The 15,371-nt window shown below is 50.5% G+C and carries 15 protein-coding genes; 8 read left to right on the top strand and 7 right to left on the bottom strand.

Features of this window, described 5'->3' with window-relative positions; all coding sequences use genetic code 11:
* The first annotated feature begins 26 nt into the window (after positions 1–26).
* The 3 genes from KF839_RS07370 to KF839_RS07360 all read left to right on the top strand — a co-directional run bounded on the left by KF839_RS07370 (position 27) and on the right by KF839_RS07360 (position 2,279).
* Positions 27–935 (top strand): D-hexose-6-phosphate mutarotase, encoded by a 909-nt coding sequence (locus tag KF839_RS07370; RefSeq protein ID WP_292917199.1) that lies wholly within the window; start codon positions 27–29, stop codon positions 933–935.
* A 146-nt stretch (positions 936–1,081) separates the two neighbouring features.
* Positions 1,082–1,630, top strand: coding sequence for a hypothetical protein (locus KF839_RS07365; protein ID WP_292917198.1), 549 nt, complete (start codon positions 1,082–1,084; stop codon positions 1,628–1,630).
* Between the two features lie 13 nt (positions 1,631–1,643).
* On the top strand, positions 1,644–2,279 hold the full coding sequence (locus KF839_RS07360; RefSeq protein ID WP_292917197.1) for an HAD family hydrolase: 636 nt from the start codon (positions 1,644–1,646) through the stop codon (positions 2,277–2,279).
* 60 nt (positions 2,280–2,339) lie between these two features.
* On the opposite strand, the gene KF839_RS07355 is transcribed toward KF839_RS07360, so the two are convergent.
* The 3 genes from KF839_RS07355 to ampD all read right to left on the bottom strand — a co-directional run bounded on the left by KF839_RS07355 (position 2,340) and on the right by ampD (position 3,551).
* A complete protein-coding gene (locus KF839_RS07355) occupies positions 2,340–2,624 on the bottom strand; it encodes a BrnA antitoxin family protein (protein ID WP_292917196.1) in 285 nt (94 codons plus the stop codon).
* Positions 2,608–2,871: a BrnT family toxin gene (locus KF839_RS07350; RefSeq protein ID WP_292917240.1), complete on the bottom strand. Its 264-nt coding sequence runs from the start codon at positions 2,869–2,871 to the stop codon at positions 2,608–2,610. The genes KF839_RS07355 and KF839_RS07350 overlap by 17 nt, the downstream gene beginning before the upstream one ends.
* A gap of 89 nt (positions 2,872–2,960) precedes the next feature.
* Positions 2,961–3,551 (bottom strand): 1,6-anhydro-N-acetylmuramyl-L-alanine amidase AmpD, encoded by a 591-nt coding sequence (gene ampD / locus KF839_RS07345; RefSeq protein WP_292917239.1) that lies wholly within the window; start codon positions 3,549–3,551, stop codon positions 2,961–2,963.
* Positions 3,552–3,621: 70 nt separating this feature from the next.
* On the opposite strand from ampD, the gene tmk reads away from it, so the two are divergent.
* A complete protein-coding gene (tmk, locus tag KF839_RS07340) occupies positions 3,622–4,248 on the top strand; it encodes a dTMP kinase (RefSeq protein ID WP_292917195.1) in 627 nt (208 codons plus the stop codon).
* The gene (holB, locus tag KF839_RS07335) at positions 4,241–5,281 is read left to right on the top strand and encodes a DNA polymerase III subunit delta' (protein WP_292917194.1); all 1,041 of its coding nucleotides are present in this window, start codon (positions 4,241–4,243) and stop codon (positions 5,279–5,281) included. The genes tmk and holB overlap by 8 nt, the downstream gene beginning before the upstream one ends.
* Here the strand turns inward: holB and KF839_RS07330 are convergent, their stop codons facing one another.
* Positions 5,282–5,803: a GlcG/HbpS family heme-binding protein gene (locus KF839_RS07330; protein WP_292917193.1), complete on the bottom strand. Its 522-nt coding sequence runs from the start codon at positions 5,801–5,803 to the stop codon at positions 5,282–5,284.
* A gap of 82 nt (positions 5,804–5,885) precedes the next feature.
* On the opposite strand from KF839_RS07330, the gene KF839_RS07325 reads away from it, so the two are divergent.
* On the top strand, positions 5,886–6,599 hold the full coding sequence (locus KF839_RS07325; RefSeq protein WP_292917192.1) for a dienelactone hydrolase family protein: 714 nt from the start codon (positions 5,886–5,888) through the stop codon (positions 6,597–6,599).
* A gap of 41 nt (positions 6,600–6,640) precedes the next feature.
* Here KF839_RS07325 and KF839_RS07320 read toward each other — a convergent pair whose 3' ends face one another.
* The 3 genes from KF839_RS07320 to KF839_RS07310 all read right to left on the bottom strand — a co-directional run bounded on the left by KF839_RS07320 (position 6,641) and on the right by KF839_RS07310 (position 10,051).
* Complete coding sequence (locus KF839_RS07320) at positions 6,641–7,375, bottom strand: PEP-CTERM sorting domain-containing protein (protein WP_292917191.1); 735 nt, start codon at positions 7,373–7,375, stop codon at positions 6,641–6,643.
* Positions 7,376–7,612: 237 nt separating this feature from the next.
* On the bottom strand, positions 7,613–9,064 hold the full coding sequence (locus KF839_RS07315) for a catalase (protein WP_292917190.1): 1,452 nt from the start codon (positions 9,062–9,064) through the stop codon (positions 7,613–7,615).
* 354 nt (positions 9,065–9,418) lie between these two features.
* Positions 9,419–10,051, bottom strand: coding sequence for an FxDxF family PEP-CTERM protein (locus tag KF839_RS07310; RefSeq protein ID WP_292917189.1), 633 nt, complete (start codon positions 10,049–10,051; stop codon positions 9,419–9,421).
* A gap of 334 nt (positions 10,052–10,385) precedes the next feature.
* Between KF839_RS07310 and metH the strand changes: the two genes are divergently transcribed.
* Together metH and KF839_RS07300 are read left to right on the top strand one after the other, a co-directional pair.
* Positions 10,386–14,096, top strand: coding sequence for a methionine synthase (gene metH / locus KF839_RS07305; protein ID WP_292917188.1), 3,711 nt, complete (start codon positions 10,386–10,388; stop codon positions 14,094–14,096).
* Between the two features lie 438 nt (positions 14,097–14,534).
* A complete protein-coding gene (locus tag KF839_RS07300; protein ID WP_323802053.1) occupies positions 14,535–15,329 on the top strand; it encodes an FxDxF family PEP-CTERM protein in 795 nt (264 codons plus the stop codon).
* The last annotated feature ends 42 nt before the right edge of the window (positions 15,330–15,371 follow it).

The raw sequence follows: 15,371 nt of genomic DNA, 5'->3' as shown, positions 1-15,371 counted from the left end.
CAACTAATTAATGAAAAAGGAAAAGCATGACAATCGAACAACTCAACACGCAATTTGGAATCGCAGGCCAAGTCGAATTTATCGCGGGTAAAGGCGGCTTGCCGATGATTCAGGTCAAAACCGCCAAAGCCAAAGCGCTGATCTCGATTCACGCCGGGCAGGTATTGTCTTATCAGCTCGCAGGCGAACCGGAAGATGTGATGTTTTTAAGCGAGAAAGCGTATTACCAGGACGGTAAAGCCATCAAAGGCGGTGCACCGGTTTGCTGGCCGTGGTTCGGCGCTGATCCTGAAGGCAAGGGCCGCCCCGGACATGGCTTCGTGCGCAATCGCGGCTGGAATGTGGTGGCGACCGAAGCGTTGGCCAATGGCGACATCAAAGTCACCGTCGGACTCGACGATACGCCGGAAACACAAGCCATTTGGCCGCATGCCTTCAGTCTGCGACAGGAAATCGTCGTTGGTGACACCCTGAACCTGTCGCTGATCACGCGTAATACCGGCAAGGAAAAATTTAACATCACACAGGCATTTCACACGTACTTCAAAGTCGGCGACATCACCCGCGCGAAAGTAGTAGGGCTCGCCGGTTGCGATTACTTCGACAAGGCCGGTGGCGGCAACACGCAAAAACATCAAAGCGGTGATGTCACCATCGGTGCCGAAGTCGATCGTATCTATTTGAACGTCGGCAATACCCTGACCATCGATGACATAGCCCTTAACCGCCGCATCCAAATCACCTCGCAAGGCAGCAAAACCGCCGTGGTTTGGAATCCATGGGAAAAAATCGCCAAGGATATGGCGGATTTGGAGGACGACGATTACAAGCGTTTGCTGTGCGTCGAAACCACCAATGCGGCAGACGATATTCGCGAAGTTGCGCCGGGGGGAGAGTGCCGATTGGTGGCTAGCTATCGGGTGATGCGGGGCTAGCTTGATGATGAAGAGTTAATTAGAGCGCTTACTGAATTGATCTTTTCCTTCATGGTAAAGCGGTCAAAAATGTTCTTTTCAAATTATTGTTCACTACACATACTAAGATGAATAGCCAACTAAAAATTTTCTTATGCTTCGCGTTCGTGTCATTAGGCGCAGCAACGCTGCTTTATTCATTATTCGGTTACATGAATGAAGCTGGTTATACATGGACTGGTAATGAAAAAGTGCAGCTTGCCGGCCCTATCGGCGCTTTTTTCATCGTAATGCTCCTGTGCCCCTATGTATATAATAAAATTGGTAATAGTTTCGAAGACAGGCTTAAAAATATTGTCGGTACTTGGGAAATAGAATCTGAATCCAGTCAACATAAGCGTAGAGCCTGCTCGGAAACAACTATCGAGTTGGTTGATGGAGAGATTCGTGTCAACGGAGGAATATTTTTTGATGTTGATTCGAATGGAATGAAAGGCACCATTATCGGATCATGGAATGCAGAGATGGCTGTGTCGAATGGTCACAAACTAATGTACTTTTATAATTTAACGGATGATCTTAATCACGCAGTGTTTAGAGGGATCGCCGAGCTGGTTCTGCAGAGCGACAAGGATAGCAAAATACTTTCGGGGAGATGGCAGATCATTGGTAGCAATGATGTTCATAACGGACAGATTACAATGAAGAAAAAATAAAAAAATTGCAATCATGGTCAATTTGGTGCTGTTTGATATGGATGGTGTAATCTTCGAGGGGAAAAATTTCTGGCTGGATTTGCACAAAGCGATGGGAACAGAAAAGCAAGCATGGCAGTTGTGGGAGGGGTTAGGAATTCGTGATTACAGAAAGCTGGGCGAGCTGACGGCAAAAAAACTTTGGCGACAAAAGTCTTCTGACAAATTCTGGCGCCTGATTAACGAGCGCAAAACAAGTAACGGTATTGGCGAGGTTTTTAGTTATCTAAGAAAAAATCACATAAAAAGCGCTATTGTCAGTTCCGGTCCTTATCAACTTGCGGAGAAAGCGCAGCGTCTATTTGATATCAGCGAAATTCGAGCAAATAAGCTTGATATTGGGGAAAACGGGCAATTTACTGGTAAAGTGGATATTCAAGTGGATGACAACCACAAAGATATTCCCGCGCAAGAATTGATGGCAAAATTCGGTGCTACGTTCGAGACAACAGCAATGATCGGAGATACCCGAAATGATGTTTTAATTGCCAGGCTTGCGTCTGTTTCAATAGCCTATAATTCCGATGATGACGCTTTATTAAAAGCATGCCACCATAATCTGGAAGCCAATCAGATATGTAACGTTATTGATATACTCCGAAAAAGCTAGAAGCCGCATTGAGGTTTCGTAATACACGCTGATGAACAATTTTTCGTTTCGTTTACCAGATTATGGGCGATGCTCCCGTAGCCACTCCATGAGTGCTTCGTCCATGCGCGTTTGCCAGCCGCTACCAGTAGCGCGAAATGCATCGACCACTTCGCGCGATAAGCGAATGGTGATTCGTTCTTTGGTTACAGCGGCGCGCGGACGGCCTGCGCGCTTCAATTTCGCAAACTCGGTATCGGTTAGCGGTAAAGCATCCTGATCGGACAATGCGACTGCGGTGATGGCAGCATCTTCTTCCGGTGTCGGCAGATACACTTTTTTGCCTGATTTAGTCTTGAGATACATAGCGTTTAACCTCTCTAGCATTTGCCTTACGCAGGCTAATAATGCGGCGATGGCCGCCGCGGTCGGTGAATACCACATAAAATAAGCGTGTTTTGATGAGTGCGAGGGCGATGATGCGTATTTCACCGTATTCTTTGCGCGTATCCAGCCACAATTGAGCGGATTCCCAGTCAAGTTCGGAAGTCAGCGCCATCGATACGCCATGTTTGGCGATATTGACAGCATCTTTGGCGGGATCGAATGTGATTTTTACCTACATAATTGTGCATACAATAATAACCTGGATCAAGTCATTTTTGTATGCACACTTTGCTACTCATGCAACCGAGAAGTGGTTTACGTTTTTTCATGACCAATTGAGACATGCTCAGTCGCACGAAATAAATCGCCGCGATTAACATCGGCGGCGTAGCGCAACCAATCGAAACAAGGCCCCGGATCGGTTTTTCGCCCTGGGGCGATGTCGGAGTGTCCGGCGATGTGTTGAATCGGATACTTTTGGCATAAGCACTGGGTTAGAGCAATTAAAACTTCATATTGCGCATCGGTAAAAGGCGTGGTGTCGCTGCCTTCGAGTTCGATGCCGATCGAGAAATCGTTGCAGCGTTCGTAGCCTTGCCAGTTCGAAACACCGGCGTGCCAGGCGCGCCGGTTGCATGACACGAATTGAATCAAACTGCCGTCGCGGCGGATGAAAAAATGTGCCGAGACTTTCAAACCCTGTAGCGATTGATAGTAAGGATGCGCCTGCGGGTCGATCCGATTGGTGAACAATTCAATGACGCCGTCGCCGCCGAATTCATCCGGCGGGAGACTGATGTTGTGGATCACCAGTAAGCTGATTTCCGTACCCGCCGGGCGTTCATCGCAATTGGGCGAGGCGATGAATTGAGCAGTGTCGAGCAAACCAATCGCATCAAGGTGCATGTTAAAATCGGTAAAATTAAATGATCGCACATAGTAACTGACTGCAACTGCACTTGAAAACCGGAAAAACATGAAACCAGGCAAATTCATCACACTGGAAGGCATCGACGGCGCCGGGAAGTCGACGCAATTGGCGTGGATCGTCGTGCTGTTGCAGCAGGCTGGGTTGCAGCCGGTGGTGACGCGAGAACCGGGTGGCACATTGCTTGGCGAACGCTTGCGGGCATTGTTATTGGATAAAACAGTGACGATGCACGCCGAAACCGAAGCGCTGTTGATGTTTGCGGCGCGGCGTGAGCATCTGGACAAAGTCATTCTACCGGCGCTGGCGCAAGGGCAGTGGGTGATTTCCGACCGTTTCACCGATGCCAGTTTTGCGTATCAAGGCGGGGGCAGGGGATTGGATGCCGGCAAGCTGACTATCCTGGAGCACTGGGTGCAAGGGGGCTTGCAGCCGGATTTGACGCTGTATTTTGATGTGCCAGTCGAAGTCGGGCAGCAGCGTGTTAACCGCATCAAGGACGCCGATCGTTTCGAGCAGGAACAAGCGGTTTTTTTTCAGCGCGTGCGAAACGCTTACCTCGATCGCGCGCGGCAATTTCCCCAGCGTATTCAAATCATCGACAGCAGCCATGATCTGGCAGACGTGAAAGCGGCGGTTGAGCAAACCATTCAACGGTTGTTGCAACATGTCTGACATTTATCCCTGGCAACAAACAATTTGGCAGAAGTTGCAGCAAAGCCGCTCGCTTTGGGGGCATGCGTTGCTGCTCAAAGGTAAAAAAGGTACCGGTAAATACGATTTTACCCGCCAGCTGGCTCAGTCGTTGCTGTGCACCGCACCCACAGCCAACCGGCAAGCGTGCGGTCAGTGCGTTAGCTGCGGCTGGTTCGAACAAAATGGCCATCCGAATTTCCACGCAGTGTTGCCAGAAGCATTGACAGCCGCTGCGGAAGGTAATGCTGCTAAAACCGAAGGCGATGAGGTCTCCACCGATAAGGCAACCAAGAAAAATGCCAGCCAGCAAATCAGTGTCGATCAAATCCGTAAACTGAACGATTTCGTGTATCTGACCGGTCACCAAAGCGGCTACAAGATCATTCTGATTTATCCGGCGGAAGCGATGAATACCGCTGCCGCCAATGCGTTGCTGAAAAAACTTGAAGAACCGCCGCCGAATGTGTTGTTCCTATTGGTCACGCATCAAGCGCAGCATTTGCTGCCGACCATCCGCAGCCGTTGCCAGCAATTAACGATGCCGGCGCCGGATGCAACGGCGTCGCTTGCTTGGCTACGGCAGCAAGGGATTAACGATGCGGAGCAATACCTCGCCGCTGCCGGTTACTCGCCGTTGTTAGCGTTGCAGCTCGCGCAAGGCGGCGACGTGCAATCGTTCGAACACTTCATCCGTCAGGTCGCCGATCCCAAACAGCTCGATCCGCTGCTGCTGGCCGAAGCGTTGCAGCAAAACAGTTTGCCGGTTGTCGTCAACTGGCTGCAGAAATGGTGCTATGACTTGGTCAGTTACCGCGCCACCGGTAAAGTTCGTTATTTTCTGATGCAACTGCCGGCGATTCAGGCGCTGAGCGATCGACTCGATCCGCTCGCGTGTGGTGCATTTTTTCGGGAATTGAACAATAAACAGAAACTGGCGCATCATCCATTGAATCCGCGCCTGTTTCTGGAAGATTTGTTTATCGCTTACGCTGCGCTGGTGCAGCCGCGCTGATTACTTGCGTTCGAACGTATCGTCCGCTTTCAAAACCTTCAGCGCCGCGCTTGCGCACACTTCGTCAAACTCGATGCCCGGCGCACCGCCGACGCCGATGCCGCCGACCACTTCACCGCCGACCTTGATCGGAAAGCCACCGCCCAACAGCAAGATGTTGTCGTTCAGGCGCGTCAGGCTTTGCAACTCCGGCTTTTGCGCGACCAATACCGCGTATTTATGCGTCGAATCGCGCAAGCTGTTGGCGGTATAAGCTTTGCGGCGGCTGCTATCCAACGTGTGCGGTCCGGCGCCGTCGGCTTTCAGTTGCACCTTGAGCAAGCCGGATTGATCGACGATCGCTACGCTGACTTTAAAACCGTCGTCCTGGCATTTTTTGATTGCCGCCATCGCCGCCTGGGTTGATAATTCCAACGGTAATACTTTTTGCGTCGGGAAATCCTGCGCGGAAACGTGGCTGGACAATGCCCATAGCGATAGCGCCGCAACCGCGCTAGTAACTGATTTGCGTGAATTGTTCATGGGTATGACTCCTTTGGTTTCATGAAATCAAAATAATAGCTACAAAGTGAGATTATCACGGCTAACAAAGAAAGGTGACAACATGATGATACAAACGATCGATTATCACGACGGCGGCATGATGCTGGAAGGCTACGTGGCCTATCACGATACCGGCGCGCCGAAGCCTGCGGTACTGGTGTCGCACGACTGGAGCGGCCGGCGCGAACTCGCATGCAAAGGCGCGGAAAGAATCGCGGATATGGGCTACGTCGGTTTTGCGCTGGATATGTACGGCAAAGGCATCTTCGGCGCCGATGGCGACGCCGATCGTAACGGTGCTTTGATGATGCCGTTCGTGCAAGACCGAGTGCTACTGCGCCGCCGTATCAATGCCGCGTTGCACGCCGTGCGGCAATTGCCGCAAGTCGATGCTTCCAAGGTTGCGGCGATGGGTTATTGTTTCGGCGGCCTATGCGTGCTCGAATTAGCGCGTTCCGGCGCGGATGTCAAAGGCGTGATCAGTATTCACGGCATTCTTGCCCCGGGCGATGCGCCCAATGAGACTATCACCGCCAAGGTATTATGCCTGCACGGCCACGACGATCCGATGGTGCCGCCCGAACAAGTACTGGCATTCGAAACCGAAATGGCCAGCAGTAATGTCGACTGGCAAGTGCATGTTTACGGCGGCACCATGCACGCCTTCACCAACCCGAAAGCTAACAACCCAAGCTTCGGTACCGTCTACAAGGAAATCGCAGCAAACCGCGCGTACCGCTCGATTGAGAATTTTTTGGGTGAGGTGTTTAGTTAATGGAACTGCCCGGGAAATCGGGCAGTTTTTGAGTTGAATTATTATGCGGTTTGCTTTTTATTACGTATAGAAAATCCTAGCAATCCCAAGCCGATTAACAACATTGCATAAGTTTCCGGTTCAGGGACCGCACTGGCAAATGTAATATCGACATTGATTCCATCTAATGAGCCGAATGACTGTCCAGCGCTTTTGGTAAATGCAAATACCAGCGTATCGCCGGCGATCACGGATAAATCATTGCCGCTTAAATGCCAGGTATTAGATCTATCGCCATACGATGCGCTTGAAATGGTGGCCGACCCGAGAGAGGATCCGCTTAGTGAAACAGAAGCGTCATTTGAACGATTGACAACGGAATGCGCGTACCAAATATCGCTGGCAAAATCAATGGTTCCTGCTTCCGGTGCGGTCCATACGATGAATAATGGTTCGCCGGCATTAGGGCTATGGATGATCACATCGCCTGCCAGGAAATCCGAGTCGGTTTCTCCGGCGCTACTGCCATTAACCGCCGCTTTAATTACATCGGGCGTATTTGACCATAAATCCGCGCCTGTGCTCCAATAGCCGGGGAGTGCCGCCGGATAAAGCGGATTACCGTTATTCAACGGAACTTGCGATGTCAACAAAGTCGTGCCATACAAAAAAGACCATGCGTCATTTGGATTATTACTGTAACTGAAATCATTTGACAGATTGTAGCTTGTCGCAGCAGATGCAAACATAGGAGCTGCCAGCAACGCACTTGCGAGATATTTATAGATTTTTTTCATTACTGTCTCCAACTGTAAACCTAAGCTCAAAAAAAATATTTATTTGGAACGTTATTGTTCCGCGTGGAATTTTATTCCAAACGAAACTTTGTTCCTATTACTGATTTGTCCTTGTTGACTAGTACATTTGTCCTGTTCTTTCCATGCCCATCGCTAATTGGTTCAGATGGATTTGCACCGGTTCAACATTTTCAATCAGGAAGTTTTATGTTGAGCTTTCCCTGGCATTTATCTTACCTAAACTTCTGACAGCGGTATCCCCAAGGCTTTGGCGATGCCTTCGCCATACGCCGGATCAGCTTTTTGGCAATGGCGGATATGGCGGAGTTGGATCTCGCGCGGCGCGCCGCTGATCGAACTGGCGGTGTTGGCGAATAGCACTTGTTGTTGAGCGGGCGTCATCAAGCGGAACAATGCGCCGGGTTGCGAAAAATAATCGGTGTCTTCGCGGTGATTCCAATGATCGGCAGCGCCTTCGACCGATAATGGCGGTTCACGGAAATCCGGTTGTTCTTGCCATTCGCCGTAGCTGTTGGGTTCATATCCCAGCGTGCCGCCGTGATTACCGTCGACGCGCATTGGGCCGTCGCGGTGGTAACTGTGAAACGGACAGCGCGGCGCATTGACCGAAATCGAGTGGTGGTTGACGCCAAGCCGGTAACGTTGCGCGTCGCCGTAGGAAAACAATCGCGCTTGTAACATTTTGTCCGGTGAGAATCCGATACCGGGCACGACATTGGCGGGATTGAAGGCCGATTGTTCGACTTCGGCAAAGAAATTTTCCGGATTGCGATTGAGTTCCAGCACACCGACATCCAACAACGGATAATCGCTGTGCAGCCAGATTTTGGTCAGATCAAACGGATTGTAGGGTGTTCTGGATGCGTCGGCTTCCGGCATGATTTGCACTTTCAGTATCCATTTCGGGAAATCGCCGCGTTCGATCGCTTCGTATAAGTCGCGCTGATGGCTTTCCCGGTCCTTACCGATAATCGCTTCCGCCTCGGCGTCGGTTAGATTTTTGATACCTTGCTGGCATTTGAAATGAAACTTGACCCAGAAGCGCTCATTGTTGCGATTGATGAAGCTGAACGTATGCGAACCGAATCCGTGCATGGTGCGATAACTTGCCGGAATGCCGCGGTCGGACATGACGATGGTGATTTGATGCAACGCTTCCGGCAGAGAGGTCCAGAAATCCCAGTTGTTTTTGGCGCTGCGCATATTGGTGCGCGGGTCGCGCTTTACCGCATGATTCAGATCCGGAAATTTGAGCGGGTCGCGCAGGAAAAATACCGGCGTGTTGTTGCCGACCATATCCCAATTGCCTTCTTCGGTATAGAACTTGACGGCGAATCCGCGGATGTCGCGTTCCGCGTCGGCGGCGCCGCGTTCACCGGCAACGGTGGTGAAACGCGCGAAGAGTTCGGTTTTTTTGCCGATCTGAGAAAAGATTTTGGCGCGCGTGTACTTTGTGATGTCGTGGGTCACTGTGAAAGTGCCATAAGCGCCGGAACCTTTTGCATGCATGCGGCGTTCCGGAATGACTTCGCGATCAAAGTGAGCGAGTTTTTCCAGCAGCCATACATCTTGCAACAAAACCGGGCCGCGTGGTCCTGCGGTCATGGTGTTCTGATTGTCCGGCACCGGCGCACCGGCGGCTGTCGTCAACTTGTTTTTTTCAGTCATGGCAATCTCCTGTTGAATGATGGTGTTCCGAGCGGAATTCTTAGGAAATGAAATGGGCTTCGTATAACGATGCATGCGTGTTACATGCTAAGTTAAAGACGAATGAAGCAAATCTATAGTACATGATTAAGCATGAAGAAAACAAAAAACGGTGGTTTTTTTAGAATCAATCATGTTCGATTCCGGAAACCTTTTTGTCAGTTCGCAGTATTTAGTAATTCATTGTAAATTAAACGATATATTTACCCGCTGCGAATGCTCTCCGCGGGATGATCGTTTGCTTTTTTGCTATCGCAGTTATGAACTTGCGATTCCCCGTGGTCTTGCCACGGGGTTATTTATTCCGAGTCTAGATTACGCTGCTGATTCGTTTCTGCGACGTACCATGAGACTCAGTAACCCTAAACCTGCTAAAAGCATGGCGTAGGTTTCTGGTTCTGGAACAGGGGTGATGTTGATGTTGTCGACGCCAAATCCGGGTGCGGATAGGAAACTACCTGATTGCGAATCGCGGAACTCGACGCTTACCAGATTAGTGAATGTTCCGGGTAACAGAAAATTCTGCCAAGTTGAGCTAATACTCAAACTAGTCGTAACTGTACCACCACCAAATAAATTGCCGATGATGTCAAGAGTTCCCGTGGCACCGGTCCAGTAAACTGACGCATCAAGGCTAAAGATGCTGAATGTACCGCCAGTCGTAGGAGTCATAAGTGAGCTGGCGTTTTTTCCGTGCTTATCACCGTCGGCAAATAGTGATGTAGTGCCGTTATAGTTAACATTACAGCAAGCACCAGATCCTGGGCCGAACACGCCCCACCCTGAGGCATTGAAATCGAACCTGAATCCGCTGTCAAAGATCGGATTGCTGCCATCAAGCGCGGGGGAGTGTGAATTAAAATCGATCACTGCTGCCTGACTGATTTGGCTTATACCTAAAATAAGTCCGCATGCAGCTAAACCAGCAAGATTCTTAATCTTCGTCATGGTAATTACTCCTCAAATTATAAAAAAACATGTTGCTATTAATTGGCAGTTATTCTTAAACATTGTCGTGATAAAGAGTTATGAAATTTTATCAAGTTAAACTCATTTTTGACAGTTTAACCGAATTATTTTCATTTTTCTTAAAGCGAGCTGGATTCTTACCCATGACTGTTTGCCACAAAGGTTGCGTGCATGTGCTCTTAGTTGTTTATCGTGACATCCTTTTCTCTTACAATTACAAAAAAACTGCCATTCCCGCCGTTTACCCGGTGAATGGAAACAACCGGCTCAGGTATAATGCCAAAATCTTTGTTTTGAAATTATTATCCGATCTATGACGAGAGAATCCCGCACTGCCTTATTGGAAAGCTTATTTCCCCAGCGCATCCTGATTCTGGATGGCGCGATGGGTACGATGATTCAAACATTCAAGTTAACCGAAGCGGATTTTCGCGGACAGCGTTTCGCCGATTTCCCGCATGACCTGAAAGGCAACAACGATTTGCTGACGCTGACGCAGCCGGACATTATCCGTTCGATCCATAACGGCTATCTGGAAGCGGGCGCGGATATTCTCGAAACCAATACGTTCAATTCCAATGCCGCGTCGATGGCGGATTATCACATGCAGGATCTGGTGTATGAGTTGAATGCTGCTTCGGCCAAGTTGGCGCGTGAGGCGGCGCAGGCTTATGAAGTGAAAACACCGGATAAACCGCGTTTTGTCGCTGGCGTGATCGGTCCGACCACCAAAACCGCGTCGATTTCTCCGGATGTCAACGACCCGGGGTTTCGCAATATCACGTTCGATCAACTGGTGGTCGACTATACCGAATCGATTCGTGGGTTGGTCGATGGCGGTGTGGACATTCTCCTGGTGGAAACCATTTTCGATTCGCTGAATTCCAAGGCGGCATTGTTTGCGATCGATCAGTTTTTTGAGGATCACGGCATTCGCTTGCCGATCATGATTTCGGTGACGATTACCGACGCTTCCGGGCGCACGTTGTCCGGGCAAACGCCGGAAGCGTTCTGGAATTCGATCAGCCATACCCGGCCGTTGTCGGTCGGTATCAATTGCGCATTGGGCGCTGAGTTGATGCGGCCGTATATCGAGGAGTTGTCCGGGGTCGCCGATGTCTACATCAGCGTGCATCCCAATGCCGGATTGCCGAATCCGCTATCCGAAACCGGCTACGATGAAACGCCGGAATATACCGCCAGTCAGATCAAAGGTTTTGCCGAAGCGGGGTTTGTCAATGTCGTTGGCGGTTGTTGCGGCACCACACCGGCGCATATCAAAGCGATTGCCGGCGCGGTGAGCGCCATCGCGCCCCGCAAGATTCCGGAAATACCGAAGAAATTACGCTTGTCCGGGCTGGAACCGCTGAATATCGGCGACGATTCGTTGTTCGTGAACGTTGGCGAACGCACCAACGTCACCGGTTCGCGCGCATTCGCCCGGCTGATTCTGAACGACAATTATGCGGAAGCGCTGAGCGTGGCGCGCAGTCAGGTGGAGAACGGTGCGCAGATCATCGACATCAACATGGACGAAGCGATGCTCGATTCGCAAAAAGCCATGGTGACTTTCCTGAATCTGATCGCTGCCGAACCGGATATTTGCCGCGTGCCGATCATGCTCGATTCGAGCAAATGGTCGGTAATCGAAGCCGGTCTGAAATGCATCCAAGGCAAGTCGATCATCAACTCGATCAGCATGAAGGAAGGCGAGGAAGAATTCATTCATCACGCCAAATTGGCGCGCCGTTACGGTGCTGCGGTGATCGTGATGGCGTTTGATGAGCAAGGTCAGGCCGATACGTTGCAGCGCAAAGTGGATATTTGTACGCGCAGCTACCGGATTCTGGTCGATAAGGTCGGTTTCCCGCCGGAAGACATTATTTTCGATCCGAATATTTTCGCCATTGCCACCGGCATCGAAGAACATAACAACTACGGCGTCGACTTTATCGAAGCGACCCGCGTGATCAAGCAAACCTTACCGCACGCCAAAGTGAGCGGCGGGGTATCCAACGTGTCGTTTTCTTTCCGCGGCAACGAGCCGATTCGCGAAGCGATTCACACGGCATTTTTGTATCACGCGATCAAGGCCGGCATGACGATGGGGATCGTGAATGCCGGACAGTTGGGGGTCTATTCCGATATCCCGCCGGAATTGCTGGAGAGGGTCGAAGATGTGTTGTTGAACCGCCGCCCGGATGCCACTGAGCGCTTAGTCGAATTCGCCGAACAGTTTAAAGGGCAGAAGAAAGAGCAAGCCGAGGATTTGGCATGGCGCGAGGAGCCTCTGCAGCAACGGCTGACGCATGCATTGGTCAAGGGTATTTCGGCCTATATCGAGGTGGATACCGAGGAAGCGCGCGCCGAGATCGAGCGGAAAGGCGGGCGTCCGATTCAGGTAATCGAAGGTCCGCTGATGGATGGTATGAGCGTGGTCGGCGATTTGTTCGGCGCCGGTAAAATGTTCTTGCCGCAAGTGGTTAAATCCGCTCGTGTAATGAAGCAAGCAGTGGCTTATCTGTTGCCGTATATCGAAGCGGAAAAGAAATTACTGGGCGATGACAAACCCAAAGGCAAGATCGTCGTCGCTACAGTCAAGGGCGATGTGCACGATATCGGCAAAAACATCGTTGCGGTGGTATTGCAATGCAACAACTATGAAGTGGTCAACATGGGCGTGATGGTGCCCAGTGCGCAAATCCTGGAAACGGCGCGGCAGGGAAACGCCGATATTATCGGTCTGTCCGGGTTGATTACGCCATCGCTGGAAGAAATGGCGCATGTCGCCAAGGAAATGCAGCGCGAAGGATTTACGATTCCTTTGTTGATCGGCGGTGCGACGACGTCGCGCGTGCATACGGCGGTCAAGATTGCGCCGCATTACGACGGGCCGACCGTATGGGTGCCGGATGCCAGCCGCGCGGTGGGAGTGTGCAGTAATTTGCTGTCGGAGGATTTGCGCGATAACTATATGCGCGAAATCAAGGAAGAATACGAAAAAGTCCGCACCCAGCATAAAAATAAAAAGGGGCCGTCGAAGTTACTGACATTGGCGGATGCGCGCGCCAATGCGTTTAAGACCGATTGGGCGAATTATCGTCCGCATCAGCCGGAGTTAACCGGGGTGCGCACGCTGAACAATTATCCGCTGGAAAAAATCGTGCCCTTCATTGATTGGACGCCATTTTTCCAAGCGTGGGAATTGGCCGGACGTTACCCCGATATTCTGACCGACGAGGTGGTCGGCGAAACCGCCAGCCAATTGTTCCGCGATGCGCAAACCATGCTGAAGAAAATCGTCGAGCAAAAATGGCTGAGCGCCAATGCGATCATCGGCCTGTTTCCAGCCAATGCAGTCGGTGACGATATCGAAATCTATACGGATGCGTCGCGCAATAAAATAGCGATGGTTTATCACTGTTTGCGTCAGCAGGATCAAAAACCCTCGGGTAAACCCAATCGCTGTCTGGCCGACTATATTGCACCCAAAGAAATCGGCATCAAGGATACCATCGGTTTGTTTGCGGTCGGTGCCGGATTCGGTATCGACGATCGGATCAAGGCGTTTGAAGCGGCAAACGACGACTACAGCGCGATTGTTTTGAAAGCGCTGGCCGACCGCTTGGCGGAAGCGTTCGCCGAGCACATGCACATGCGCGTGCGGCGTGAATTCTGGGGATACGCCAAGGATGAAAAACTGGCCAACGAGCAATTGATCAATGAAGAATATCTCGGTATCCGCCCTGCGCCGGGTTACCCCGCCTGTCCCGATCACACCGAAAAAGGTCCATTGTTCGCGACTTTGAACGCCACTGAGAATACCGGCATCATTATTACCGAATCATTTGCCATGGTACCAACCGCTGCGGTTTCGGGTTTTTATTTCTCGCATCCGGAGTCGTCTTTCTTCGCGGTCGGCAAGATCGGTAAAGATCAAGTCGAAGATTACGCGAAACGCAAAGGCTGGACGCTGGAGGAAGCGGAACGCTGGCTGGCGCCGGTGTTGGCGTATGAGCGCTAGCTGTCAGGTTTCAAGAAGTATTTGAAAAGCGCTGGATGCATTTCTTAAGGTTGTGTGGAAGAGCGCAGGATGATTGTCCTGGCCCTTTTTTATCATCGATTCTTTCTCCTCCGATTTCAGAAGATCAGAAAAATACTTATTCAATTTCTTAACTGAAAGGTTTAATATCGAAGCGGGTGAATTTAATTATTGTTAAATTGTCACCTTAGGAATACAAGGTAATTTATTGATAATAATAAGTTTGTGCTAAAGAAACGTTAGTTGGTTGACTGTGCGAGAGAATTGCATCGTTGCGCGGTACTCGCTTCCTCGTCTATCGGATTGATATGACTCGGTTACTGCGTTCGTTCCGTGCGCCTCGCATTTCATCACGCTCGTCGAATTAATCAGCGTTAAGCATACCTTGTCGAAATAAAAATTTTATAAAAGAGATACATTATGATGAAAAAAAATTTACGCAACTTGGCAATCGCCGGATTGTTTTCAGTGACACCGCTTGCCGTTCATGCGACACCGGTTGATTTATCCGGATGGACTGCTTTAACACTGAGCTACCCGGGCGGTCAAGGCGCCGGGAACTGGGTGCTGGAGCCCGGTAATACGGCGGTGGAACAAAAACTCAATGCCGATCCGTCGTTTTTTCTGAACAATCAGGATCTGAGCAGCTATACCGTCGACGGCACCTGGCAAGTGAAAACGACCGGTGACGACGATTACATGGGTTTTGCATTCGGCTATCAAAATTCCAGCAATTTCTATTTGTTCGACTGGAAACAATCAGCGCAAGGCTATGCGGGACGCACAGCGGCGGAAGGAATGACCCTGAAGAAATTTGAAGGCGCAACCGGCGACGGTCTCGTGGATTTGTCGTTGGCGGAATTCTGGGAGAACCAGGTGGATTTCGGCGATATGTCGGTGCTCGCCACTAATCATTCCAGCACCAAAGGCTGGGCTGACAATATCGAATATACTTTCCATCTGGAGTACAACCTGACGCCCGGAGACATTCATATTGTGATCAGTCAAGGCGCGACCGAGCTATGGAACGTAACCGTTCACGACACCACGTTCACTTCGGGTCAATTCGGGTTCTATAACAATTCGCAATCCAATGTGAGATATGCCGGATTTGAAATCACCCCGGTTCCGGAACCTGAAACCTACGCCATGCTGTTGGCTGGATTAGGGCTCGTGGGATTTATGGCACGCCGCAGAAAAGCGGCTGCGGTTTAACTGTAGTACTTCCTTCATTAAAAAAAACAGGAGCTTAGGCTC

It is taken from the genome of Nitrosomonas sp. (assembly GCF_019635155.1).
Classification (GTDB): Bacteria; Pseudomonadota; Gammaproteobacteria; order Burkholderiales; family Nitrosomonadaceae; genus Nitrosomonas.
Note: the sequence above shows the minus strand (reverse complement) of the source record. Positions and strands in the feature narration are given on the sequence as shown.

Bases quoted from the DNA above. Each gene is read 5' to 3' on its own strand.
- KF839_RS07310 (WP_292917189.1), bottom strand. From the start codon at position 10,051: ATGACGAAGATTAAGAATCTTGCTGGTTTAGCTGCATGCGGACTTATT.
- KF839_RS07315 (WP_292917190.1), bottom strand. From the start codon at position 9,064: ATGACTGAAAAAAACAAGTTGACGACAGCCGCCGGTGCGCCGGTGCCG.
- KF839_RS07370 (WP_292917199.1), top strand. From the start codon at position 27: ATGACAATCGAACAACTCAACACGCAATTTGGAATCGCAGGCCAAGTC.
- KF839_RS07325 (WP_292917192.1), top strand. From the start codon at position 5,886: ATGATGATACAAACGATCGATTATCACGACGGCGGCATGATGCTGGAA.
- ampD (WP_292917239.1), bottom strand. From the start codon at position 3,551: ATGCACCTTGATGCGATTGGTTTGCTCGACACTGCTCAATTCATCGCC.
- holB (WP_292917194.1), top strand. From the start codon at position 4,241: ATGTCTGACATTTATCCCTGGCAACAAACAATTTGGCAGAAGTTGCAG.
- KF839_RS07355 (WP_292917196.1), bottom strand. From the start codon at position 2,624: ATGTATCTCAAGACTAAATCAGGCAAAAAAGTGTATCTGCCGACACCG.
- KF839_RS07330 (WP_292917193.1), bottom strand. From the start codon at position 5,803: ATGAACAATTCACGCAAATCAGTTACTAGCGCGGTTGCGGCGCTATCG.
- KF839_RS07320 (WP_292917191.1), bottom strand. From the start codon at position 7,375: ATGAAAAAAATCTATAAATATCTCGCAAGTGCGTTGCTGGCAGCTCCT.
- tmk (WP_292917195.1), top strand. From the start codon at position 3,622: ATGAAACCAGGCAAATTCATCACACTGGAAGGCATCGACGGCGCCGGG.
- KF839_RS07300 (WP_323802053.1), top strand. From the start codon at position 14,535: ATGATGAAAAAAAATTTACGCAACTTGGCAATCGCCGGATTGTTTTCA.
- metH (WP_292917188.1), top strand. From the start codon at position 10,386: ATGACGAGAGAATCCCGCACTGCCTTATTGGAAAGCTTATTTCCCCAG.
- KF839_RS07360 (WP_292917197.1), top strand. From the start codon at position 1,644: ATGGTCAATTTGGTGCTGTTTGATATGGATGGTGTAATCTTCGAGGGG.